Below are 23111 nucleotides of genomic sequence, written 5' to 3' on the forward strand. Positions count from 1 at the left end.
TACGCGAACGCGTTCGCGGTCTGGCGTCCGCGAACCGGGCTCGGGGGACTTCCGTCCCCCGCTAGCCGAAGGGATAAACGACGAACGCCGTAGTTTTGCGGCGTCTCCTCCGGAAGCGACTCATGGCGAAGAACGTGCTCGGCGGCGATCTGAAAACCTGCAGCGAGGATCCGCTGACCGGGTTCTATCGCGACGGATGCTGCAACACGGGCGCGGAGGACGCCGGGCTGCACCTGGTCTGCACCGTCATGACCGACGATTTCCTCGCCTTCAGCCGGTCGCGGGGGAACGATCTTTCGACGCCGATTCCCGCCTATCGCTTTCCCGGCCTGAAGGAGGGCGACCGCTGGTGCCTGTGCGTCCTGCGGTGGAAGGAGGCCCTGCTCTCCGGCTGCGCGCCGCAGGTCGTGCTCGAAGCGACGCACATCAGCACGCTCGAATTCGTCGAACTCGAAGACCTCCAGGCACACGCCGTGAAGGCGTAGCGCTCTCGACCCGGCGAAGGTTCACAGCGGGCGCCAGTTCGACCCGTCGTAAAGCTCCGCCCGCCGGCTCTCGGTGTTGAAGATCACGGTCCCCGCTTTCGGCGCCTCGGGATAGCCGGTAAAGCTCCCCAGGATCAGCATGCCGTCGACCGTCAGATCGCCTTCGACGGTCAGCGGGCCGACCGTACCGCCCTTCTTCGACAGGTACTTCTCGTCGAACGCGGCGAAGTCGACGCGGATCTCCTGATCCTCGATTTCGATTCCCTCGCCGGCGGAGAGGACGAGCTGGAACGCGGTCGAATCGAGGTCGTCGAGCGTGTCGGCGTTCTTCGCTTCGCCCGCCGGCACGTCGCCCAGCAGCACGTCTTCCAGGATCTCTTCGACCGCGACGATCCGCTCCTTGGAGTTGTCGATCCGGTTCCTCAGGTAGTTGACGTTGGTCTGCAGCGCGGCGACCTTCGCCGCGAGCGCCGAATCGCCCTGAGCCGGAGCTTGGGCCTGCACCTGGGCTTGTGCCTGAGCGGTCGCCGGCGTTTCCCAAGGCCGCATTCCCAGCAGCGCCGCCAGCGAGAGACCGCTGACGAGTCCCGCGACGTAGACCGCCGCCGATCGACGACGTTCAAGAATCGACATGGCTCTATCTCGCAAACGTTGACCGCGAAAGGGATCTCTCGTCGATCGTGACCTATCGCGGATCGGACCGCAAACAAAAAGACGGCCCGCGAGGGAATGACTCGCGGGCCGTCGTTATCGTGAGAACAGGCGTTCGTGCGAAGCCGCTACGGGGCCGTGCGTACGATGCGACCTTCTCCGTCCGCGGGATAATCCGCTTCCGTGACGACGCCGGCGAGCGGGCCGCGGAGATAGTTTTCCAGCGCGTCGAGGTAGGTCACGCCCAGCGTGGTGAGGGGGAGGTCCGCCAGCGGCCACTGGTCGCCTCCGCGGGCCGAGAAGTCGTTCGTCGCCAGGACGATGTCGGCGCCCGGCACGACGACGCCGTCCTGCACGAGCGGCGTGCCGTCGTCGAGAACGACGTTTCGTACTCGCTCGCCGGCGACCAGCAGGTTGCCCGCGGTGTCGCGGACTTGGGCCGGTCGAGCCGGATCCCATTCGAATTCGAAGCCGGCGATCTGGGCGAAGCGACCGTCGACGGCGTTCACTCGCGAGACGGAGTTTTCGAGCAGTTCCTTAAAGCGATCGCGGCTCACGCCCGGCACGACGGAGAGGAAGTTCGGGAACGGCAGGATGTTGAACGTGTCGAGCGCCGACAGATCGCTCGGCTGAATCAGGCTGTTGTTACGGATGCCGCCGCCGTTCTGCAGGGCGACCTGCGGCGCGGGAACGCCGAAGGCGGGGGCGAGCTGTCGTGCCTGCCACAGGAACGCGTCGGCGATCAGGTTGCCGAGGTTCGTCTCGACGACGCGGATGTCCGGGCGACGACCTTCGAGAGCGACCTGCGTCGTCGCGACGATCGTCTGCGCCTGCTGAGCGACCGCGGCCGCGACCGGCGTTTCCACTTCGTCGACGACCACCTGGTTGGGAGTCGCCGCATCCGGGAAGTCGGGCCCGACGACGCGGACGGGTCCGCTTTGTTCGCCGACCGCGAGGAGGTTACCCTTCTTGTCGAAGTCGACGACCAGCCGCCCGACGTATCGGTACGAACCGGCGGTGGTGATGACCGGGACGGTCGTCCCTTCCGCGTCGGTAGCTTCGATCGGGTAAGGACGCTGGGCCGCGTCGCCCGGGATGAGCAGGTCGTCGGCGTTCGCCAGAAGCTCGTCGCCGCCGCCAGCGATGGCGACGTCGACGCCCCGGAGCATCGGGATCAGGGCGAGATCTTCTTCGACGCTCTGGAGGTGGCTGGTGAGGACGATCTTGTTCACCCCCCGCCTGCGAAGGCGATCGACCTCGCGCTGGATCGCGCCGGCGACATCCTCGATCACTTCGACGTTGCGGGGGCTGGAGATCGACGCCAGGCGCGGCGTGGTGGCGCCGACGATGCCGATGCGCTCGCCCCGCTCGACGATCACGATGCTCCTGGCGACGATCCCGTCGTCGACCAGATCGGCCAGGCGAGGTTCGCCGCTGACGTCGAGGTTCGCCGACAGGAACGGAACCTCCGGCATGATTCCGACGATGAAGTCGGCCAGCACGTCGGGTCCGAAGTCGAACTCGTGGTTTCCGATCGCGATCGCGTCGTACCCGATCAGAGAAAGCGCGAGCGAGTCGTAGAACGGCACGCCCGTCTGCAGACTGGCGCGGAACTGCGGCCCGGCAAGAAAGTTATCGCCCGAGGAGATCATCACGACGCCGCGCTTCTCGGCGAAGAGAGCTTTGAGGAACTCCAGTAGTTCGCAAAGTCGCTGCAGCGGCGGGAACGCGACGAAGCGATCGCAGTCGCAGTCCGTCTCGGGAGCGATCGCCTCGGCCTTCAATTCTTCGACCAGCCCCGCGAAACGGGCGACGCCGCCGACGGACCGGGCGTCCAGGGCCGAAATCGGCGTCGGAAGAAGCTGCGATTCGCCGTCGTTGTTGTGCAGGATCGTCAGCGTGAAGTCGACCGTCGGAGTCTTGTCCTTCGGGGCCTTCTCCTTCGCGTAGATTGTCGACCCTGCCGGAAATGCCAGGGCCGTCGCGAAGGCGAGCAAGCCAGCGCAGCGCAGGAAGCTAGAGAGATCCGCTCGCATTCCGTTTCTCCATGCGGAGTTCGTTCGAGTCACGCGGCTGAGATCTACCGCGAGGTAAGAAGCGAGCGTTCTAGCCGACGACTCGGTCGTCTTAGATTGAGGTTGCGTTCTGTTTTGGGGAACCTTCCGCGAAGGTTCGGCGAACGAAGTCGCCGCGAGATCCGCCTCCCCCGCTCGCCCGGTCAGCCTCGCCGGCCTAGCATGAAGTCCGCAGTCCCTCCTCTACTTCTTCTGACAGAAGCTCTCTTGTCGAATCGCCTGGATCGCGAGGAATACGTCGAGCAGGCCTACGCCTTCCGGACGCTGCGCGAGCGGATCGAGGAGCGGGAGCCTTTGCAGCGCGTGCTGGCGGATCTCAAGGAAGAATCGCTCGCCACGACCAAGTTCCCGATGGCGCTCGACTTCCTGCTGACGGAACTCCGGCACACCGGCGCGCTGGCCTCCGGCATGAAGCGGATCAGCCATTACTTCACCCCGTTCCAGGCCTACCTGATCGACGAGGCGGAGAACGAACGCGGACGCTTCGACATGCGGCTGGCGCTGGAGATCCTGCGGTTCGACGCCCAGATGCGGGCGGACGACGCCTCGCAGACGGCGGTTTTCCTGTACTGCTTCGAGTGCCTCTGCCGGAATCGCCTGAGCTACGACAAAGGGATCGGGGCGATGGCGACCGATCCGTGGTACGCGCCTGAGCGACAGAAATGGATCGCGGAGGTCCGGCACAATCTGGGGCTGCTCGACCTGGCCGACATGATCTTCGTTCGCAGCCAGCACTACCTGACGCGGAAGCGGCTGAGCGAAGACGAGGCGCCGCACGCGATCCTCTTCACCGAGAAAGAGGGTCGCATCGCGCTGGCCAACCGCAAGAAGGAAGCGCTCTACCTGTTCGCCGCGCTGCAGCGGCATCTCGGCTATCCGACGGTTCCGCGGAACCTCCCCCGGCTGGACGACGCCGCTAGCCTGATGGGCCTGCAGGCCAAGCTCTCGCAGCTCGAAACCCGCATCAAGATGATGGAAGAAGAGCAGCGCGCCGGCGCCATCGACCTGGAGAAGCTGTTTCCGAAGGACGGCGTCAGGCTGCCGCGGGAGTGAGGCTTCGTTCGCTCGCAGCGGGCGCTCCGCTGGAGGATGATGGATCCGATCGCGATGTAGAAACGGGACGATCGCGACCGCCAGCTTCTCTTTAGAAAGCCGCCGTATGTCCGCTCGAATCGGATTCGTCGTCGCTACGCTGCTGACGGTCGTCAGCGCCGCGGATGTCGCGAACGCACAATCTGCCGGCGAGGAGCAGCGACCGAAGTCGTCGGTTCTGTTCAAGGACGTCCGCATCTTCGACGGCAAGTCCGACCGTCTAAGCGATCGGACCTCCGTTCTGGTCGTCGAGAACAAGATCGAGAAGATCGGAGCGGACCTTCCGTCTCCGGAAGGAGCGCTCGTCATCGCAGCCGACGGACGCGTGCTCATGCCGGGGCTGATCGACGCCCACTGGCATACGATGCTCGTGCGTCCGACGCCGGCTCAAGCTCTCAGTTGGGACGTGGGCTACGCGAATCTCGTCGCCGGAGCGGAGGCGACCGCGACGCTGATGCGGGGGTTCACCACGGTTCGCGATCTGGGCGGCCCCTCCTTCGGACTCAAGCAGGCGATCGATCAGGGGATCGTTCCCGGGCCCCGCATCTATCCCTCCGGCGCGGTCATCACCGTCACCAGCGGGCACGGCGACTTTCGTCAGCCGTTCGATCTGCCCAGGACGCTCGGAAGCGCTCGCACGCGGATGGAACTGACCGGCGGGAGCGCGGTCGCCGACAGTCCCGACGAAGTCCGGCTGCGCGTGCGCGAACAACTGATGCTCGGCGCCTCGCAGATCAAGCTCACCGCCGGGGGCGGCGTATCGTCGCCTCACAGTCCGCTCGACGCGACGACGTTCACGTTAGAAGAGCTGCGAGCCGCGGTCGAAGCTGCGGAGAACTGGGGCACGTTCGTCACGGTTCACGCCTACACGTCCGAGTCGATCGAACGCTCGATCGACGCGGGCGTGAAGTGCATCGAACATGGTCACCTGATGGATGACGCCACCGCCCGGCGGATGGCCGACGAAGGTATCTGGCTGAGCATTCAGCCCCTTCCCGAAGAGCTCGCTCTGGCGTTCCCGCCCGGATCGCAGCAGCGCGCCAAGGCTGCGGAAGTCTTCGCCGGCATGGACGTGGCCTATCGCCTGGCGCGAAAGCACCATCTCAAGACGGCCTGGGGAACGGACATCATCTTTTCGCCCGCGCTCGCGTCGCGACAGGGGCAACTGCTCGTCAGTCTGCTGCGCTGGTACGAGCCGGAAGAAGCCCTCGTCATGGCGACGGGGATGAACGCCGAACTGCTGGCGCTCTCCGGCAAACGGAATCCCTATCCCGGCAAACTCGGGGTCGTCGAAGAAGGAGCGCTAGCCGATCTGCTGCTCATCGACGGCGACCCGCTCGAAGATCTCGCCCTGCTCTCCGACCCGGAAAGAAACCTGCTCGTCATCATGAAGGACGGCAAGATCTACAAGAATCTGAAGCGTTGAGCCCAAGTTCTCCTGCGACTGCACGCGCTCTATTCCGCCGAACTACGGAGGCAGTAGATCGAATCGACGCCGCGGATCAGCAGCGAATCGCCCGACGCGGAGGGGGTCGACCAGACGGTCTCCGGCAGCGACGACGTTCCGAGCGGCTCGAACGTGCGGCTCGCCTTCAGGACGTGGGTCGTTCCCGCCTCGTCCAGGAAGAAGAGTTTGTCGCCGGACGCCCATGGGGAGGCGGCGAACGTCTTCGCCTTCTCGAATCGCTCGGCGAACAGCTCCTCGCCTGTCTCGACGTCGAGCGCTCGCACGAGGCCGTTCTCGCCCAGGTAGATGACTCCGCCCGTCGCGATCGGCGAGGCCATGCTCAGGCCCGACCCGTTCTTCTTCCAGGCGACGAACTCGTTCGACTTCTCCCCGGCGGCGAGCGAGATGTCTCCTTTCGCTCCCGCCCGGACGGCGATGAGCGGGCTGTTCGAGAAGGGGCCGCTCGTGCCGAAGAAGACGAGGTCGCCCGAGGCGACCGGCGAGGCGCTGGCCGAGGAAGGAAGCTCGCTGAACTTCCACAATTCTTCGCCGGTCGCGGGATCGTGGGCGGTCGCTCCGCCGATGCCGCTGGCGACGATCTCCGTTCGCTGCGAGTTCTTCCAAACGAGCGGCGTCGCCCACGAAGAACCGGCCTTGCGATTCGCGGTCCAGAGGATCTCGCCCGACTGCAGATCGATCGCGGAGAGCGTCGCCTCCTTCTCGTTGTCGCGCTGCAGGTAGAGCCGTTCGTCGTCGACGGCCAGGGAGCTTCCCGTGCCGAAGCCCGAACTCATCGGCTGCGGCGGAAACTCCTTCCTCCAGAGCACTTCGCCCGCCAGGTCGTAAGCCGCGAGTATGCCTGCCGCGCCGAAGAAGACGAAAACGCGCTCGCCCTGAACGGCGGGCGATTCAGTAGCGAAGGTATTGGAAGGGTGCGTCGGGATGGCCGGCGCCTGTTCGGCGACGACCTTCGACCAGACCTTCTCGCCGGTCGCCAGATCGAGGCACGTCAACTGGAACTGGAAGACTGCCTTCGGCGGCTTGGGGGAACCGAACAGGCCCATCGATCGCAAGTCGGTCGCTCCCGCCGACATGTCCTTCGGCTTCGACTGGCCTTCCGCGTAGGCGGACGTGACGAAGACCTTGCCCTGCGCGACGATCGGGCTCGACCAGCCGGTCCCCTCGATGCTGGCCTTCCAGGCGACGTTCTTCGCGTTCGCGACTTCTCCCTCCGTCGCCTCAGCCCATTCAGTCGGCAGGCTCGCCCCGGCATAGATGCCGTTTCCTTCCGGCCCGCGGAACTGGTTTCTTTCCTCGCCGTAGGCGAACGGCGTCGCGTAAGCGCCGAAGAGGAAAATGCCGACCAGCGCCCGCCGTCCTGTTCGTCCGTCGACCTGCATCGTCTGAGTCCTCGCCGCCGGTGGATGAAGCCCTGCCCGGGAAGTACCCCGCAGAAGGACCGATTCCGTCACGCTTCGCGAAAATCTCTGGCAGCGCACGAAGAAAGCCCGCGGCTGGCGCCGCGGGCTTTCTCGTTAGGGTCGCGATGGAGCGTGTCGGGAGGCATTAGCCCCGCGCCGTCAGCCTTCGGAGGCGGCGCCGGCGTTCGCTTCGGCGGGGACGGGAGCGTCTTCATGAACTCCCTCGAACTTCAGCCGCTGGATCTTGCCGTCGCCGTCCTTGAAGACGTCGACGCGGATCACGTTCTTGCCGACGAACGAGTTGTGCAGGATCTCTTCGGAGAGGGGATCTTCCACGTACTGTTCCAGCGACCGACGCAGGGGCCGGGCGCCGAAGTCCATGTTGGAACCCTTCTTGATGATGAACTCCTTCGACTCGTCCGTCAGTTCCAGGCGGTAGCCCATCTCCGACAGGCGACCGCGAACCTTGGCCAGTTCGTAATCGATGACGGTCTTGAGGTCTTCCTTAGTCAGGTGGCGGAAGATGATCGTGTCGTCCAGCCGGTTCAGGAACTCCGGCCGGAAGTACTTCTCGATCTCGTCCATCACGCGACGCTTCATCGACTCGTACGACGCGTCCTGACCGGTCGCGCCGGGGAAGCCGAACGCCGACTCGTTCTTGATCGCGCCGGCGCCCGCGTTCGTGGTCATGATCACGATCGTGTTCTTGAAGTCGACGTTCCGACCGAACGAGTCGGTCAGGCGGCCTTCTTCCATCACCTGCAACAGCATGTTGAAGATGTCGGGGTGAGCCTTCTCGATTTCGTCGAGCAGAACCACGCTGTACGGCCGACGGCGGATCTTCTCGGTGAGCTGACCCCCCTCTTCGTACCCGACGTATCCCGGAGGCGCCCCGATCAGGCGGCTCAGGTTGTGCTTCTCCATGTACTCGCTCATGTCGATGTGCACGAGCGCGTCTTCGTCGCCGAACATGAACTCGGCCAGAGCCTTGGCGAGCAAGGTCTTGCCGACGCCCGTCGGACCGGCGAAGAGGAACGACCCGATGGGTCGCTTCGGATCCTTCAGACCCGAACGGCTGCGACGCACGACGCGCGAGATCGCCTTGACGGCGGCCTCTTGGCTGACGACCTTCTTGTGAAGTTCGTCTTCCATCCTCAGCAGCCTGAGGCTGTCTTCGGTGGAGAGACGGGTCAGCGGGATGCCGGTCATCTTGCTGACGACTTCGGCGACGATTTCCTCGTCGACGACGCCGTCGGTCTCGCGCGACTTTTCGCGCCACTCCTTGGTGATGTTCTCCTTCTTCTTCTTCAGCTTGTCCGCCGAGTCGCGCAGGGACGCCGCCTTTTCGAAGTCCTGATTGGCGACGGCCTCTTCCTTCTCCTTGTTCAGGCGCTCGACTTCGTCGTCGATGTCCTTCAGATCGGGCGGACGGGTCATCGCGCGGAGCCGCACGCGGGCGCCCGCTTCGTCGATGACGTCGATCGCCTTGTCGGGCAGGCACCGTCCGGTGATGTACCGGCTCGACAGATCGACGGCGCTCTTGATCGCGTCGTCGGTGATCTGCACGCGGTGATGCTCTTCGTACCCTTCGCGGAGACCGCGGAGGATCTGCACCGTTTCGTCGTTGCTCGTCGGGTTGACGACGATTTCCTGGAACCGCCGCGCGAGCGCGGTGTCCTTCTCGATGTACTTGCGGTACTCGTCCAGGGTGGTCGCCCCGATGCACTGAATCTCCCCGCGGGAGAGCGCGGGCTTCAGCACGTTGGCCGCGTCGATGGCCCCTTCCGCGCCGCCGGCGCCGACGAGCGTGTGCAGCTCGTCGATGAAGAGGATCGTGTTACGGGCACGACGGACCTCGTTCATGACCGCCTTGATGCGCTCCTCGAACTGGCCGCGGTACTTGGTGCCGGCGACCATCATGGCGAGGTCGAGCACGACGATCCGCTTCTCGGCGAGGATCTCCGGCACGTCGCCGTCGACCACCCGCTGAGCGAAGCCTTCGACGATCGCCGTCTTGCCGACGCCCGCTTCCCCGAGCAGGACCGGGTTGTTCTTCCGGCGGCGGCAGAGGATCTGCACCGCGCGTTCGATTTCCCGTTCGCGTCCGATGACCGGATCGAGCTTGCCCTGGCGAGCCAGTTCCGTCAGGTCGCGGCCGAACGAATCGAGCGCGGGGGTCTTCGATCGGCTGGCCCGTCCGCCGGTCTGACCTTCGCCGGTCGCGGCGCCGGCGCCCTCGCGGGCCCCGCCTTCGCGTCCGCCTTCGCCCTGGTCGACGCCGTGACCGAGGAGGTTGAGCACCTCGTCGCGGACGTCTTCCAGCTTCAGGCCCAGGTTCATCAGAACCTGCGCGGCGACGCCTTCCTGTTCCCGGAGCAGGCCGAGCAGGATGTGTTCGGTGCCGACGTAGTTGTGGTTCAGGTTGCGAGCCTCCTCCATGGAGTACTCGATCACCTTCTTGGCCCGGGGGGTCTGGGGAAGTTTCCCCATGGTGACCATCTCCGGGCCGCTCTGGACGAGCTTTTCGACCTCCAGGCGAATCCTGCGGAGGTCGACCTCCAGATTCTTGAGGACGTTGGCCGCGACGCCCGACCCCTCCTTCACCAGTCCGAGCAGGATGTGCTCGGTCCCGATGTATTCGTGGTTGAAGCGCTGGGCTTCCTGGTTCGCGAGCTGCATCACTTTGCGCGCGCGATCCGTGAAACGATCGTACATGGACGAGAACCCTTATTCGCCGTTACGGTCGGTCGGCAGGTCGGTCAGGCGACGATCAGTCGCCGGAGTCGAAACAGCCAGATCGAACGCTTCGGTCAGTAAATGGCGCAGTTCGCCGCCGAATCGAGACGCTCGGGATCGGAAGCGATCTGCGGTCGCTTGCGGAATTTACGGTGATCGCTCGACTTCGATGCCGCCGGGATGGCAAGGGATGCAATCCGGAAGCCGAAGCCTTCGTCGTCAGCGATGCAGTCGCCGTCGCCGAGCGAAATCGCCGCTTTCCGCAGGCCAGAACGTCTCTCGCCGCGGTCGCGGCATACCCCATTGTCGCGGTATGGCCCCAGCGGGCAATACGACCTCCGCAAACATAGGCCGCGGGAGCGTGGTTCGACGTACATGCCGGTCCAATGCCGGTCGTTTCGGACGCGACCGAAGGGGCGGCGTCGGGTCTTTCCGCTCGTCCGACCCTTCGCGACGCGCGCGAAGCGGGCGTGAGCCGGTCGCGTCGCGGGCGTGAAAGTCCGGGACGAAGCCCTCCGAACTGACGCAGCCTGCCCCCGCGGGACTATCGCAGCGGTCTTTCGTAATTCGTTCACGAAAGCTTCGCGCGCTCCTCACGGAAGAAAGGGTTGTGGGCTAACCAATGGCGGCGAGAATCCCTGCAGTTGGCTTTTTGGACTTCTTAGCGCTGCTTTCCGCCCCGCGCAACCGCGCGATCTCCGCTCGATTTTCGGAGATCCGGCTCGCTGGTTCGCCCGTCTGCCTGCCGTCATTCATTCTCAGGAGTTCGTTCTCATGGCCCGTCGCTCCGGTTTCACTCTCGTCGAACTGCTGGTGGTGATCGCCATCATCGGCGTGCTCGTCGCCCTGCTGCTGCCTGCGGTGCAGGCTGCCCGCGAAGCGGCCAACCGCATGTCCTGCTCGAACAACCTGAAGCAGATCGGCATCGGGGTTCACAACCACCACGACACGTTCCGGCACCTGCCGTACGGCGCCTCCGACGGCAAGACCGCGGACTGCTGCAACTGGGGCGTCGGGGCCGACATCAAGGACGTTCGCGGCTTCGCCTGGTCGTACCACATTCTTCCGTTCATCGAACAGCAGTCGGTGTACGACCTGGGCGGCACGACGACAGCGAACCACACGCTGATCGGGATGACGGCGATCAACGGCTACTTCTGCCCCTCGCGTCGTCCTCCGGGCGTCTACGGTTCGCATGCGAAGAACGACTACGCGGCCAACGGCGGCGGTCACATCAGCGCCGCTACGGTCACGGTCGGCGGAACCTCTTTCGCATTGAAGGGCTTCGGCGATGACGGCCCCTTCGCCCAGCCCTGGGACGACAGCCAGATCACCGCGTCGGGCGGGATCACCATGCAGACGCCGATGAAGCGCAAGCGGACGTTCGCCAGCATCAAGGACGGCCTGTCGAATACGGCGCTGGTCGGCGAGAAGCAGCTTCACGACACGACGTGGGGCAGCGCCGGCGGCGACAACGAGGCCTGGTACAACGCGGGCTGGGACGAGTGCGTCGCCCGCTTCGGCTACGAACTTCCCCAGCCGGACAAACTGCATCCTGACAGCACGCAGTCGACCTTCTGGTCGCGTCGCTTCGGCGGTCCGCACCCGGGCGGAGTGCAGTTCGTTCGGGCCGACGGCTCGGTCAGCCTGGTTCCGTATACCGTCGACGCCCTCACCTACCTGAATTTCTGCCGCATGAACGACGGTCAGCCGCTCTCCGGCCTCTGATCCCCTGCCCGCACGAAAGAACGATTGATCGATGAAGAAGACGATGATTCTCGCGATCCCCGCCCTGCTGCTGGCGTTGTCGGGCTGCGACACCGGACCGGCAGGTGGCGTCACGCGACCGACGGAGATCACCCCCGAAATGCAGGCCGAGATGGACGCTCACGATAAGGCTGTCGAGGAAGCCGAAAAGGCCCAACAGGCCTCGGGTAACTGAGCCGTCTGCAGAACCTGAAGCTTCGACGAGGCCGTTCCGTTCGCGCGGAACGGCCTTTTCGCTGCGCCGTCCTCGACCTTGTCGGCCCGTCAAGAGAATGCACGGGGGAGCTAGGCTGCGCGGGATCTCGCTTCGTAAGAGACCGTAGCCGGCTCGGTCGACGGCTCGGGGACGTCGGGCGGCGCCGGATCGACCGCAAGTTCCGGCTCGGGTTGCGATTCGGCGGCGGGTTCTTCCTCGCGCGGAGCGACGATCGCGGAGGGGGACGCTTCCGTTTCGGTCGCGGGCGGTTCGTCCGACATCTCCTGCACCGCCGCGCGCAACCGCGTCGCCTCGAACAGCAAGCGATTGCCGCGGGGCGACTCGGCCAGGCGCTTCAGCGCGTCGAGCGCCTCGCGCTTGCGGTTCGATCGGCGATAGACCGACGCCAGCAGCAGCCGGGCCTCCGGGTCGTCCGGCTGGAGATGCAGCAGGCGCCGCAGCGTCTGCTCGGCCTCGTAATAGCGGCCCTGCAGGTAGGCGCACTGGGCGTCGACCAGCTTCTGCTCGGCGGTCGGATCGGACTGGAGTCCGAGCAACGCCGGCAACTGCGTCAGGCTCTGCCAGTAGCCGAGCGCCCAGAGCGACCCGGCAGTGATCCAGAGCGTCGACGTCATCGCCCAGGAGAGCCACTCGGGCCAGACGAACGTCGCCAGCAGCGCCAGGTTCAGCGCCGCGGAGAAAAGGAGCGCCCAGCCGAGCCCGCTCCACCGCCCGCGCAGCCATAATGCCGGGAGACCCGGCCAGGCGCATGCGAGGTAGAGCAGCGGGGACATACGTTCTCTGCGGATGAGTTTCTGCGCGAGCGAGGGCGTACCGATCGCCGGAGGCGATCTTACGCATGGCGCCTCGACCCGCTCAAGGCGAGTTCTCGCACGATCGCCTTCCCTGCCCCGATCGCCTCGTTTCGCCCGTTGTGTGCCATGGCTGGCTTGTCCAGCCGTGCGGCGCCGCGAGAGACTTCTGCCGTTCCGAGAGCGTCGGGCACGTATTCGCGACGGGTGCGACCGTCTGTAGGGATCGGTGAAAGCCGGCGCCAGGCACGGCTGGACGAGCCAGCCATGGCACACAGACAACTTGAGGCGGTCAGGCCAGGATGGCACACGAGCCGATCCCGTGGCGGTACGCCGCCCTTCTCCCGATATTGTTCACCTGATGACCAGCTACTCCGAACGCCTCGCCTGGAGGGCGATCGACGCCAATCTCAACCGGGCCGGCGAAGGGCTGCGTGCGGTCGAGGAATTCGCTCGATTCGGAGAGAACGACCCTCGGCTGACGACGGACCTGAAGCAGTTGCGACATCGGCTGACGGAGGTGAGCCGGGCCTTTCCGACCGAGAGCCTGCTTGCCGCGCGCGACACGCCGGGCGACGTCGGCACGCGGGAATCCGCCGCGGTCGAGACCGCTCGGGCGAACGTGCTCGACGCGGCGATCGCCAATCTCAAGCGCGTGCAGCAGGCGTTTCGCGCGATCGAGGAATTCGCCAAGGTCGTTCGCCCCGACGCGGCGGCGTCGTTCGAACGGCTGCGGTACGACAGTTACACGATCGAGCAGCGCCTCGTCGACCCCGCCGGTCGTCGAAAGCGCCTCTCAGAAGCTCGGCTCTACCTGCTGCTGGACCTCCGGGGCGATCTGGACCGCGTGCGGCGCCTGGCGGAGGAGACGCTTGCCGGCGGCGTGGACGTGATCCAGCTTCGGGATAAGTCGGCGACCGACCGCGATCTGCTGCGCGCGGGGGAGATCGTTCGACAAGCGACGCTGGCCGCGGGGGCGCTCTTCATCGTCAACGACCGGGCCGACCTGGCGCTGGCGCTCGACGCCGACGGCGTGCATGTGGGGCAGGACGAACTTCCGGTCGAGGTCGTGCGGAATCTCATCGGTCCGTCGCGACTGATCGGCCTGTCGACGCACGACGTGGATCAGGCCCTGGCCGGAGAGCGTGCAGGCGCCGATTACCTCGGCGTGGGGCCGACCTTTCCCTCGCGAACCAAGCCGTTCGCCGCGTACGCCGGCCTTCCCTTCGTTCGCGAAGCGGCGACCGCGGTTTCGCTTCCCTGGTTCGCCATCGGCGGAATCGATGCGGGGAACGTGCAAGAAGTGCGGGAAGCGGGCGGAACCCGGGTCGCCGTTTCGAGCGCCTTGCTGGAGGCGACATCGCCGGGCGCGGGCGCGCGAGAAATGAAGACGCTTCTGACCTCGCGCTGACGCCCTTTGGGGGGAGCTCCCGTACCGGGCGAATGCTGGTTCTTCTGCCTGGGGAACCTTTGACCGCAACTCCTGCGCACCCTTGGGGCTTTAAAACTCCCCTCAGGCCACTTAAGGCGGCAACTTAGGTGCGTGGCGAGGGTTAGAGAGGCTTCGGGCGGAAGTTTTGCGCGAATCGCCAACCTCTTTAGCCGGCTAATGAAGTAAAACGAATGGCCCCACCTCACCAGTTTCTCCTGCCGCCGCGGAGGACTGGTCAAGCGACGACGCTGCGTCTCGCTTTCTCTCCCGCCTCTCGCCGAAGATCGGCGAAGCCTTCGCAAGATGCGATGACCACAGAATCTCACGAACTTCCGCCGCCCGATCTTCCGTTTCATGACGCCGTCACGCGTGCGATGGAGCTCGTGAATCGTTGGCTCGTCGACCATAACGACGTCGCCGAGCTCAACGAATTCCCGGACGGAGTCTTCGTCCGGAATCTCGACCGGACGCTGGTGCTCTCGAACGCTGCCTATCGCGATCTCTTCCCGCCGGGGCAGGCTGCCAACGGGCGCTCAAGCCGCAGGTATCTCTCGGCGAACGTCGGGCGGATCTCCGAAGGCTCGGACGCCCTGCTCGTCGAGGGGGTCAGATCCGTCGAACTGGAGCACGAGTTCGATCTGACGCACGGAGAACGGTACAGCCTGAGGGTCCACAAGCGGCTGATCCGCGGGCAGGAGCATCCTCCCTACCTGGTCGGCGTGCTGCGACCGATCGCACGCCACGAAACGGGAGCGCCGCCGCGTCCTGACCTGACGGCCGCCGCGCGGCTGGTGAACGCGTTCGACGAGATCGACCTGAAGATCTGCCGCGGCATCTGCGGCGGCGCGACGAACCAGTCGCTCAGCGGCGATCTGGGGATGACCACCCGCGCGATCGAGATGCGGCGCCAGAAGATTCTCACCCAGCTCGGGCTCAGCCAGACCGTGGAACTGGTCAAGCTGCTCGTCCGGCTGCAGGATCGCGGCTTCCTCGACTTAGGGATCTAAGTCCCTTCCGAGGCGAGCGGAGGGCGTCAGCCCTCCGAGTTTTCGGATCGAAGTCAGCGCTAGGATCTCGGGGGACTGACGTCCCCCGCTCGCCGAGGCGGCTACTTCGCCCGCAGGCTGAAGCCGGTATAGGACCAGCCGTTCTCTTCGTCGACGAGGATGCCGCCGGCGGGGGCGAAGTACTTTTTGAATTCGTCGAACGAGGGGAATTCGGTCTCCTCGAGCGTCCGGTTCAGCGAACCGAGCGGCGCGAACGAGGCGGCGTTGTCCCGCGTCAGGCGCTTCAGATCGTCCCCTTGCAACAGCTCGTAGGCCTGCTTCATCTGCGCCTCGGGCCGGGTGAAGGTGAGCATCGCGGCCTTGTCGCCGCCCGGTAGCGAAGCCGCCTGCGCGGCGACCAGTTTGTAGTCGAGGTCGTCGCGGAGCCTCGGCCCCCCTTCCTGGGTTTCGAGGATCTTCTTCAGGAAGGCCTCGCTGTCGCAGAACATGGCGTAGTCGCCGACGATCGCGATCAGGAACTGCTGCTCCCGCAGGTCGACCGGCGGACCGTTTCGACGGGCAGGTCGATTCTCCTGTCCCGCATCCTGGCCTGCCTCACGCTCCCCGTCGCCCCCCTCGGCGTCGAAGTCATCGAGACCCTTAGGCGCCGCGTCGTCGTCCTCCGGGAAGTCGTCCAGGCCGCGGGGCGCCGCTTCGCCGTCGTCTCCGCCGGGACGATTCTGTCCCCGACGTCCCCCCGGCCCCTGTCCGAGATACCAGTACGTGGTCTCGCCGATCTTCCGCTTCTCCAGGTTCCGCGGCGAGGTCTTCTCGAAGATCGCATCCAGCGTCTGGGCGAACTTCTCCGGATCGTTCAGCTTCGCGGCGAAAACCTGCGCGCCGCTGTTGAAACGGGCCGGAGGTTCCTGCCAGTAGGCGAGCGTGACGCGGCCTTCGAGGCCGTCGACGAGATCCGCCTTCACGCCGACGCCGATTCGTTCGTCGAGGTTTTCCTTCACCCACTTGTCGAACGCCTCCTTCGAGTAGATGCCGTCGTACATCTTCTCGATCTCGTCGTAGGCGGTCTGCGGATCGACCTGCAGCGACATATAGGTGTAGACGTCCTTCGGCATCCACTCCTCAGGCGTCAGGTCGCCGTCGCGCAGGGCGAGCGCCTTGGTCACTCCCGTTCGCGGACGATCGACCAGGACGTAGAGGCGCTGCATGTCCTCGTATTCGCCTTCGTCGCCGAGGAAGTCGACGCTCGCTCCGACGGCCTGAATGCCGTCCAGGCCGAGCGTCGGGAAGAAGCCCATGACCGCCATCGAAGCGAAGTTCCCGCGCAGCGAGACGCGGACCCATTTGATCGGATCGGCGTAGACGACCAGGTCCGGATCGCCGCCGTCGCTCCCCTGCAGCTTGCCGTAGGTCGTGACGAACTTGCCGGAATCCGACAGCCGGCGGAAGGGCTTGCCCTCCTTGTCCTTCGGCTTGCCGGTCCAGAAGGCGTAGATCACCTTCGCCATCTCGGGCCGGTTCGTGACGACGATCAGCTCTTCCTTGCGGAACCAGCTCAAGGTCCGGCGGGGGCCAGCCGGCGCTTCGAGATCGTCGAGGCCTGCCGGCCCGCCGGTCTCCATCGTGACCAGTTCGTCGTCGTCGCCGAGGGTTTCGACGCTGCGCGCGGCGCCGGCGTTGACCATCAGGCGTTCGAGCGTCTCGACGACCCGGTCGCCGATCTGCGGATTCTCGCGAACGTCCAGAAAGCCGGCGATGCCGGGCTCCCCTTCGCCGAGGTCGGAGACGGCGATCGCCATCTCGCCGGTCGGGATCTTCTGCAACTCGTCCAGCGACATCCCGATCTGCTCTTCGACCTGGGCGTACATCTCGCCCAGCACGCCGTACATCTGCTGGACGATCGGCTGCATCTTCTCGTCGGCCATCATCCGCCCGGTGCCCGACTTCTTCATGTCCGCGAGCGTCTGCTGCGGATTCGGGACGCGCAGATAGAGCAGCGTCTCCTCGGGCAGCACCCGCGAAACGGGCGGACGCTGGGCCGCCGCCGTCGCCGCGAAGAGAGCGCACAGTACGAGACTGGCCGCGAGTCGAGGGAGAGTAAGGCGAGCGAACACGAGGCAGTCTCTCCGGTCGCGAATCCGCGAGGCGTTGGAAACTCAGGGCGTAGGTGATTCAGGCGTCCTCGAACCGAGGCCGAGCCAGAGGGATTACCCTCCCGGCGGCGCGTCAGTTTCGAGCGGACAGGATCTTCGCCGCAATCGAACCATGCGGCGATCAATGGCGATTAATGGTCCCTTTACTGAATCGAAACACGCGAAGCGCTCTTCGGTTTTCTGAAGTCCAGTCGTCCCTAAATGGTAGGAAATTGCTCGACTGAGGCTTCTTGTTTTCCCTAGAGCCGCAGGTCGCGTCTCGATCTTTACGGAACCTTCACGCCATCGTCCGCCGAATTTAACGCAACTTTGCGATGCTCCGGCGGTAACGCGGTCTTCGTACGCGATCGTGATTCGTATTCATCGCGGAGTTCTTCGCCATGATCCGCCCGATTTCCGTTCGTCGGGGCTTTACGCTCGTCGAACTGCTCGTCGTCATCGCCATCATCGGCGTGCTGGTCGCCCTGTTGCTGCCGGCGGTGCAGGCTGCCCGCGAGGCGGCGAACCGCATGTCCTGCTCCAACAACATGAAGCAGCACGGCATCGCGCTTCACAACTACCACGACACGCACAAGCTGGTCCCGACGGGATACGACAACCGGGGTCGCCTCTGGTCGGCCCGCATCCTTCCGTACGTGGAGCAGCAGGCGCTGCACGATACGCTCCGCCCGGAGGAGTCGGCGAACTGGGACATCACCGGGAGTCCGGAACAGATCGCCTGCTCCACCCTGATCTCGTTCTACCGTTGCCCGTCGATGCCGATCGACGAGTATGCGACCTTCAACGGCATCGAGAATCGGGTACCGGCCAGTTATCGCGGGAACGGCGGTTCGCTCTCCAGCGCCGACGATGCGAGCGCCGTCGATACGGCCTATGGACCGCTGTCGTTCGAGAGCGACAAACTCGACGGCCTGTTCGGTCCTTGCGGCAAGGTCACCTTCGCGATGATCAAGGACGGCCTATCGAACACCATCGCTTTCGGCGAGACCGCGACCGATCCCAATTTCGGTAAAGACGGTCAGAGCATGGATCACTGGTACATCGGGTCGAGTCAGATCGACCCCTGCGGCTGCAACAACGGGACCGGCGGTACTGAGTTCACCGAAACGGTCGGTTCGGGCGCCGTGCGGATGAATTTGCGGTTCAGAGAACCTGCTGCGCACGGCAATCTGATGGAGCTTTCCTTCGGCAGCTATCACCCGGGGGGCGCCATGTTCTGCCTCGCCGACGGATCCGTGCGATTTCTTCCGGAGACCATGGATTTCGCTACCTACAAGGCAGGCTTCAGCCGCGGCGGCAGCGAGTCCCTGCAGCTTCCGTAGGCTCGGCTTCCAGTTCTAGCCCGCCCCTCGTTTTCGATTCGGCTTCGATCGCATCATGCAACGACTTCTTCGCGCTTCGGCGCTCGCGCTCGTTTCGCTCTCCGTGGGAGGATGCTTCGGCGTTTCGACGGACTACGACAAGGTGGACATCGCGCAGGTCTCCGGGACCGTGACGCTCGACGGAAAGCCCCTGCCGGGCGTCACGGTGCTCTTCGAGGCGCCGGACAAGACGACCGCCTTCGGCACGACCGATTCGGGCGGCGGCTACGTCCTGCAGTTCAACACGGAGAAAGCAGGCGTCACGCCCGGTCCGAAGGTCGTGCGGATTCGCGGCGGCGGGTTCGGCGAAGATGCCGACGCCGCGGAGGAAAGCGAAGAAGAGGGCGCCGCTCCCGCCCCCGCTGCGTCGTCCAGCGTCCCCGCCTGCTACGACCGCGACTCGAAGCTGCAGGCGACCGTCGCGTCGGGCTCACAGACGATGAACTTCGACCTCAAAAGCGATTGCTCCGTCACCGGTCCGACCAGCTAGTTCGAGAGCAGACGGAGCAGCGCGAACGCTCCGTACGTCATCAATGGGAAAACGAACAGCAGGACGATCAGAGTGATCAGCAGCGATACGGGCAGGCGTTCCAACGCGTAATCGTGCCATCGCTTCCGTCGCGGCGGGTCGAAGAAGGCGCGGACGTCGATCTGCGGTTCGTGCTTCGGCTTGTCGTCGGCCATCGGCGAGCGAGATCGGGATTCGGAAAGCGGAGGCGTTTCGCGTCGCGTCCGCCGATTCAGGCTACGGAATCACGAAGGGGCGTGCAACCGAGTTCTCAGACTCTTCCTCTTCGTGGCCGACGAGCTGGACCTCGTCTTCGACCTCGATCGGGCGGCCCTCTTCCGGGATGCCGAGAGCTTCGCGTTCGGCGACGATCTCGTAGGCGCGGGAACTGCCCGTCAGGTGCCCCCCCACGATGCCGCCGACGCTGAAGACGATGTCGGGGCCCGGCAGCGCGAACGCCGCGGCGCTTCCCGCGTAGCTTCCGTACGCGGGGTGCAGGATCCGGTAGGCGTCCTGTTCCTCGGTCAGCGAGCCGTACGCCCGTCGGTACGCCAGGACGTCGTTCGTCGCCTTCGCCTCGTGGTAGAGCGGAACGACGGGCAGCACGTAAGCTGCGGCGTACGTGCCGGGATAGCGGGCCTGGGCGAAGTCCTTCGCGTGCCCCCCCTCATGCAACGCGATCGCGGGGTGATCGCTGTAAACGTTGATCGTGTTCGTGTAGGGGTTGAAGTTGTCGCCGCCCCAGATGCGTCCGGGGAAGACGGTGTAGCCGAGCCAGGAGACCGTCCCGAACGTGTACCGCCAGCCTGCCCCCACGCGGTCGTTCTTCGTCAGGCGGTCCCACTCGCCGAGGGGATCGTACTGGTTCATGCGAACCTTGACGTCGGGCAGATCGTTCACGGCGAGGTACTCGACGACGGCCTGTTCCGTCGCTTCGCCGACGCTATGCCGTTCAACCCGCCAGTCGAGCAGCAGCACGCGGTTCGGGATGCCGACGGTCCAGCCGATCGCGTCGATGACGGGACGCGCCTGCCCCCGTTCGACCTGCGGACCGTCGTCGAGCAGCCCGGGAGACGCCGGCGTCGGACGCAGGACGCCCGGTCGATAGGTGGACGAAGCGACCGGCGAACAGCCGGATGCCAGCGTCGCCAGCGCCGTCGCGACGCCGAGATAGAGGAGCAGCCGCCCGCGTACCATCGGTCTTCCCGCAGCGACTCCGCCGCTCCGTCGAATTCCGTCCGGCTGAACAGCCAGCGAATAGATGGAAATAGGTATCGGCTAACGCAGCGTTCCGGCGAGACCGATTCGCGCGATCTTGCGGGCGGAAGCGGCGTCGTCGGGAAGGCCTCCCGGGCGACCCGGCGTCGGCGCCGGTCGATCGCCGGCGACGGATCGGAATCTACGTCGTAAGATTCCTCGCCCGGCTCTGCTGCATCCAAGCCGGTGGCGCGGACACGCGGGAATCGATCTTGGGCCCCTTTCGCTCCCCCGCTACGATTCGCCGCCCGGCTCCGCCCGAACGCGACGCGTTCTGCGGTCAGGCGATCCGAACTTCAGACAGGGTCAGAACTTCATGTGCGGAATCGTCGGCTACGTCGGACCCGGGAAGGCGACCGAGTTCCTGCTGGAAGGTCTGCGGCGGCTGGAATATCGCGGCTACGACAGTTGCGGCATCGCGACGCTGTCGAAAAAGAGCGGCTGGTCGCTCGTGAAGCAGGTCGGACGGATCGCGGGTCTGGCCGAGAAGATTCATGAGTCGCCGATCAGCGGTCGCACCGGCATCGGGCATACCCGCTGGGCTACCCACGGACCGGCGACCGAACCGAACGCCCATCCGCACGTCGGCGGCGACGGACGCCTGGTCGTCGTCCATAACGGCGTCATCGAGAACTACCAGAAGCTCAAGACCCGGCTCGTTCGCGAAGGCTACGTCTTCCAGTCCGCGACCGATACGGAAGTCATCGCCCACCTGATCGACTCCTGCTGGCAGCGCCTGGAGCTCGACGCCGCGGAAGCGGATCTGGAAAGCGCTCCCGGCAACGGCGCGGCGCATGACTCGACGGATCTGCTCGTCGAGGCGGTCCGCTGCGCTCTGCGACAGCTCCGCGGCACCTACGGTCTGGCCGTGATGTTCCGCGACTATCCGGACACGATCATCGCCGCCCGGCTGGGAAGCCCGCTGGTCGTCGGCGTCGGGAACGGGGAGCACTTCCTCGCCAGCGACGGTTCGCCCCTCGTCGGCTACACCGACAAGATCGTCTACCTCGCCGATTCCCAGATCGCGGTCCTCACGGCCAGCGATCTGCGGGTGCTCCACCTGGAAGAAGGCGACGTCGACCACCTGGTCGAGAAGCTGGAACTGCAGGCCCAGGACGTCGAACTGGGGCCCTATCCGCACTACATGCTCAAGGAGATCTTCGAGCAGCCGGAGTCGCTCCGGAACGGCATGCGGGGGCGGCTCTCCTTCGAAGACGCCTCGGCGCGCTTCGGCGGACTGAACCTCTCGCCGCAGCAGCTTCGCGGCGTCAACAAAATCATCCTGACCGCCTGCGGAACGAGCTGGCACGCGGCGCTCGTCGGCGAGTACCTGATCGAGAAGATCGCCCGGATCCCGGTCGAGGTCGAATACGCCAGCGAACTGCGATATCGCAATCCGCCGGTCGAGCCCGGCACGCTGATCTTCGCCATCACGCAGTCGGGCGAGACGCTCGACACGCTGGCCGCGATGCGGGAGATGAAGCGCAAGGGCCATCCCACGCTCGCCATCTGCAACGTCGTCGGCAGCACCATCGCCAAGGAGGCCGACGGCGGCATCTTCCTGCATGCCGGTCCCGAGATCGGCGTCGCGTCGACGAAGGCCTACACGTCGCAGGTCCTCATCCTGACGCTGCTCGCGCTCTACCTGGGGCGCCTGCGACACCTGGGCTACGACGAGGGAACGCACATCCTGAAGACGCTCGAGCGGGTGCCCGAGTACGTCGAGAAGGCGCTGCTGACGAACGACGAGTGCCGCCGGATCGCGGCGAAGTATCTCAACGTGCGGAACGTGCTTTACCTCGGTCGGCAGCTCAACTTTCCGACCGCGCTGGAAGGCGCGCTGAAGCTGAAAGAGATCAGCTACGTCCACGCGGAGGGCTATCCGGCCGCGGAGATGAAGCACGGGCCGATCGCGCTGGTGGACGAGGAGACGCCCAGCGTCTTCATCATGCCGCACAGCGCGGTTTACGAAAAAGTCATCGCCAACGTCGAGGAGATCAAGGCCCGCGGCGGCCCCGTCATCGCTGTGGTCGAAGAAGGCGACAGGCAGATCCGCCGACTGGCCGACGACGTGATCGAGATCCCCCGGGTCGACGAAATCGTGCAGCCGCTGGTGTCGATCGTGCCGCTGCAGCTTCTCGCCTACCACATCGCCACGCTGAAGAACCGCGACGTCGACAAGCCGCGGAATCTGGCGAAGAGCGTCACGGTGGAGTGAGCGTGACCGTGGTGGAGCGGAGGGCCGGCGGTCTTGCCTCGCGGCATCGCTTCGCTATGCCGACGAAGGCATCTCCGTCCGCGGCGTGAAAAATTCTTAACGTCCTTCGGTTAATTCGTCGGAGACGTGTCGCGCAGGCGCTTACGGCGCTGCCGCTGCACCTTCCTCTCGTGCCAAAGGCGGAGCGGCCGCCTCAAAAATTCTTAGCGCACGAAGCAATTCGTCGGCTAAGGGGACTCGGGGCACAGTTAATGCGGGCGGACGACGAATTGAGGGTGGAATCGTCGGCGCCGGCATCCTAGAATTTTTAGGATCGGAAATTCCCCGATTCGCCAGCCGCGCATTCCAGTCGGACGCCAGGGGCGCCGATGGTGACAGGGTCGCACGGCTCGCGGATCCGGGACCTTTCCCGATCGCCCGCCTCTCCGGTCATGCCTGCAGCGACGCTGCCATGAACAATACGCTCTCCCAAGCCGGCGCTTCCGGCGCCGAGAAA

General features: G+C 65.3%; 18 protein-coding genes. 10 read left to right on the top strand and 8 right to left on the bottom strand.

Annotated features, from left to right (window positions below):
• The first annotated feature begins 122 nt into the window (after positions 1–122).
• Positions 123–485 (top strand): DUF2237 family protein, encoded by a 363-nt coding sequence (locus SH602x_RS00765; RefSeq protein ID WP_479470345.1) that lies wholly within the window; start codon positions 123–125, stop codon positions 483–485.
• 21 nt (positions 486–506) lie between these two features.
• Here the strand turns inward: SH602x_RS00765 and SH602x_RS00770 are convergent, their stop codons facing one another.
• Entirely contained in the window at positions 507–1118 is a 612-nt protein-coding gene (locus SH602x_RS00770; RefSeq protein ID WP_479474994.1) for a hypothetical protein, read from the bottom strand.
• A 146-nt stretch (positions 1119–1264) separates the two neighbouring features.
• The gene (locus SH602x_RS00775) at positions 1265–3133 is read right to left on the bottom strand and encodes a bifunctional metallophosphatase/5'-nucleotidase (protein WP_479474995.1); all 1869 of its coding nucleotides are present in this window, start codon (positions 3131–3133) and stop codon (positions 1265–1267) included.
• A gap of 285 nt (positions 3134–3418) precedes the next feature.
• Between SH602x_RS00775 and SH602x_RS00780 the strand changes: the two genes are divergently transcribed.
• Together SH602x_RS00780 and SH602x_RS00785 are read left to right on the top strand one after the other, a co-directional pair.
• On the top strand, positions 3419–4264 hold the full coding sequence (locus SH602x_RS00780) for a hypothetical protein (RefSeq protein WP_479474996.1): 846 nt from the start codon (positions 3419–3421) through the stop codon (positions 4262–4264).
• Between the two features lie 106 nt (positions 4265–4370).
• On the top strand, positions 4371–5729 hold the full coding sequence (locus SH602x_RS00785) for a metal-dependent hydrolase family protein (protein ID WP_479474997.1): 1359 nt from the start codon (positions 4371–4373) through the stop codon (positions 5727–5729).
• Between the two features lie 29 nt (positions 5730–5758).
• Here SH602x_RS00785 and SH602x_RS00790 read toward each other — a convergent pair whose 3' ends face one another.
• Positions 5759–7150, bottom strand: coding sequence for an outer membrane protein assembly factor BamB family protein (locus tag SH602x_RS00790; protein WP_479474998.1), 1392 nt, complete (start codon positions 7148–7150; stop codon positions 5759–5761).
• A gap of 180 nt (positions 7151–7330) precedes the next feature.
• Entirely contained in the window at positions 7331–9886 is a 2556-nt protein-coding gene (locus SH602x_RS00795; RefSeq protein ID WP_479474999.1) for an ATP-dependent Clp protease ATP-binding subunit, read from the bottom strand.
• Between the two features lie 795 nt (positions 9887–10681).
• On the opposite strand from SH602x_RS00795, the gene SH602x_RS00800 reads away from it, so the two are divergent.
• Together SH602x_RS00800 and SH602x_RS00805 are read left to right on the top strand one after the other, a co-directional pair.
• Positions 10682–11635 carry a DUF1559 family PulG-like putative transporter gene (locus tag SH602x_RS00800; protein ID WP_479475000.1) on the top strand — a complete coding sequence of 318 codons (954 nt, stop codon included), beginning with the start codon at positions 10682–10684 and terminating at the stop codon, positions 11633–11635.
• A 31-nt stretch (positions 11636–11666) separates the two neighbouring features.
• A complete protein-coding gene (locus SH602x_RS00805; RefSeq protein ID WP_479475001.1) occupies positions 11667–11849 on the top strand; it encodes a hypothetical protein in 183 nt (60 codons plus the stop codon).
• Positions 11850–11959: 110 nt separating this feature from the next.
• Here SH602x_RS00805 and SH602x_RS00810 read toward each other — a convergent pair whose 3' ends face one another.
• On the bottom strand, positions 11960–12664 hold the full coding sequence (locus tag SH602x_RS00810; RefSeq protein WP_479475002.1) for a CDC27 family protein: 705 nt from the start codon (positions 12662–12664) through the stop codon (positions 11960–11962).
• 340 nt (positions 12665–13004) lie between these two features.
• Between SH602x_RS00810 and SH602x_RS00815 the strand changes: the two genes are divergently transcribed.
• Positions 13005–14093: a thiamine phosphate synthase gene (locus SH602x_RS00815; RefSeq protein WP_479475003.1), complete on the top strand. Its 1089-nt coding sequence runs from the start codon at positions 13005–13007 to the stop codon at positions 14091–14093.
• Between the two features lie 329 nt (positions 14094–14422).
• The gene (locus SH602x_RS00820) at positions 14423–15121 is read left to right on the top strand and encodes a PAS domain-containing protein (protein WP_479475004.1); all 699 of its coding nucleotides are present in this window, start codon (positions 14423–14425) and stop codon (positions 15119–15121) included.
• Between the two features lie 101 nt (positions 15122–15222).
• On the opposite strand, the gene SH602x_RS00825 is transcribed toward SH602x_RS00820, so the two are convergent.
• Positions 15223–17232, bottom strand: coding sequence for a hypothetical protein (locus SH602x_RS00825; protein ID WP_479475005.1), 2010 nt, complete (start codon positions 17230–17232; stop codon positions 15223–15225).
• A 419-nt stretch (positions 17233–17651) separates the two neighbouring features.
• Here SH602x_RS00825 and SH602x_RS00830 point away from each other — a divergent pair, with 419 nt between their 5' ends.
• Entirely contained in the window at positions 17652–18593 is a 942-nt protein-coding gene (locus tag SH602x_RS00830) for a DUF1559 family PulG-like putative transporter (RefSeq protein ID WP_479475006.1), read from the top strand.
• A gap of 55 nt (positions 18594–18648) precedes the next feature.
• A complete protein-coding gene (locus SH602x_RS00835; protein ID WP_479475007.1) occupies positions 18649–19122 on the top strand; it encodes a carboxypeptidase-like regulatory domain-containing protein in 474 nt (157 codons plus the stop codon).
• Here the strand turns inward: SH602x_RS00835 and SH602x_RS00840 are convergent.
• Entirely contained in the window at positions 19119–19316 is a 198-nt protein-coding gene (locus SH602x_RS00840) for a hypothetical protein (protein ID WP_479470330.1), read from the bottom strand. The genes SH602x_RS00835 and SH602x_RS00840 overlap by 4 nt on opposite strands.
• A 61-nt stretch (positions 19317–19377) precedes the next feature.
• The gene (locus tag SH602x_RS00845) at positions 19378–20337 is read right to left on the bottom strand and encodes a hypothetical protein (RefSeq protein WP_479475008.1); all 960 of its coding nucleotides are present in this window, start codon (positions 20335–20337) and stop codon (positions 19378–19380) included.
• Positions 20338–20713: 376 nt separating this feature from the next.
• On the opposite strand from SH602x_RS00845, the gene glmS reads away from it, so the two are divergent.
• Entirely contained in the window at positions 20714–22615 is a 1902-nt protein-coding gene (glmS, locus tag SH602x_RS00850; protein ID WP_479475009.1) for a glutamine--fructose-6-phosphate transaminase (isomerizing), read from the top strand.
• The last annotated feature ends 496 nt before the right edge of the window (positions 22616–23111 follow it).

The sequence above is a fragment of the Lignipirellula cremea genome, assembly GCF_056501455.1.

Coding starts and splice junctions, on each gene's coding strand:
- SH602x_RS00770 (WP_479474994.1), bottom strand. CDS start 1,118: ATGTCGATTCTTGAACGTCGTCGATCGGCGGCGGTCTACGTCGCGGGA.
- SH602x_RS00830 (WP_479475006.1), top strand. CDS start 17,652: ATGATCCGCCCGATTTCCGTTCGTCGGGGCTTTACGCTCGTCGAACTG.
- SH602x_RS00790 (WP_479474998.1), bottom strand. CDS start 7,150: ATGCAGGTCGACGGACGAACAGGACGGCGGGCGCTGGTCGGCATTTTC.
- SH602x_RS00785 (WP_479474997.1), top strand. CDS start 4,371: ATGTCCGCTCGAATCGGATTCGTCGTCGCTACGCTGCTGACGGTCGTC.
- SH602x_RS00795 (WP_479474999.1), bottom strand. CDS start 9,886: ATGTACGATCGTTTCACGGATCGCGCGCGCAAAGTGATGCAGCTCGCG.
- SH602x_RS00800 (WP_479475000.1), top strand. CDS start 10,682: ATGGCCCGTCGCTCCGGTTTCACTCTCGTCGAACTGCTGGTGGTGATC.
- SH602x_RS00820 (WP_479475004.1), top strand. CDS start 14,423: ATGACCACAGAATCTCACGAACTTCCGCCGCCCGATCTTCCGTTTCAT.
- SH602x_RS00845 (WP_479475008.1), bottom strand. CDS start 20,337: ATGGTACGCGGGCGGCTGCTCCTCTATCTCGGCGTCGCGACGGCGCTG.
- SH602x_RS00805 (WP_479475001.1), top strand. CDS start 11,667: ATGAAGAAGACGATGATTCTCGCGATCCCCGCCCTGCTGCTGGCGTTG.
- SH602x_RS00810 (WP_479475002.1), bottom strand. CDS start 12,664: ATGTCCCCGCTGCTCTACCTCGCATGCGCCTGGCCGGGTCTCCCGGCA.
- SH602x_RS00835 (WP_479475007.1), top strand. CDS start 18,649: ATGCAACGACTTCTTCGCGCTTCGGCGCTCGCGCTCGTTTCGCTCTCC.
- SH602x_RS00840 (WP_479470330.1), bottom strand. CDS start 19,316: ATGGCCGACGACAAGCCGAAGCACGAACCGCAGATCGACGTCCGCGCC.
- SH602x_RS00765 (WP_479470345.1), top strand. CDS start 123: ATGGCGAAGAACGTGCTCGGCGGCGATCTGAAAACCTGCAGCGAGGAT.
- glmS (WP_479475009.1), top strand. CDS start 20,714: ATGTGCGGAATCGTCGGCTACGTCGGACCCGGGAAGGCGACCGAGTTC.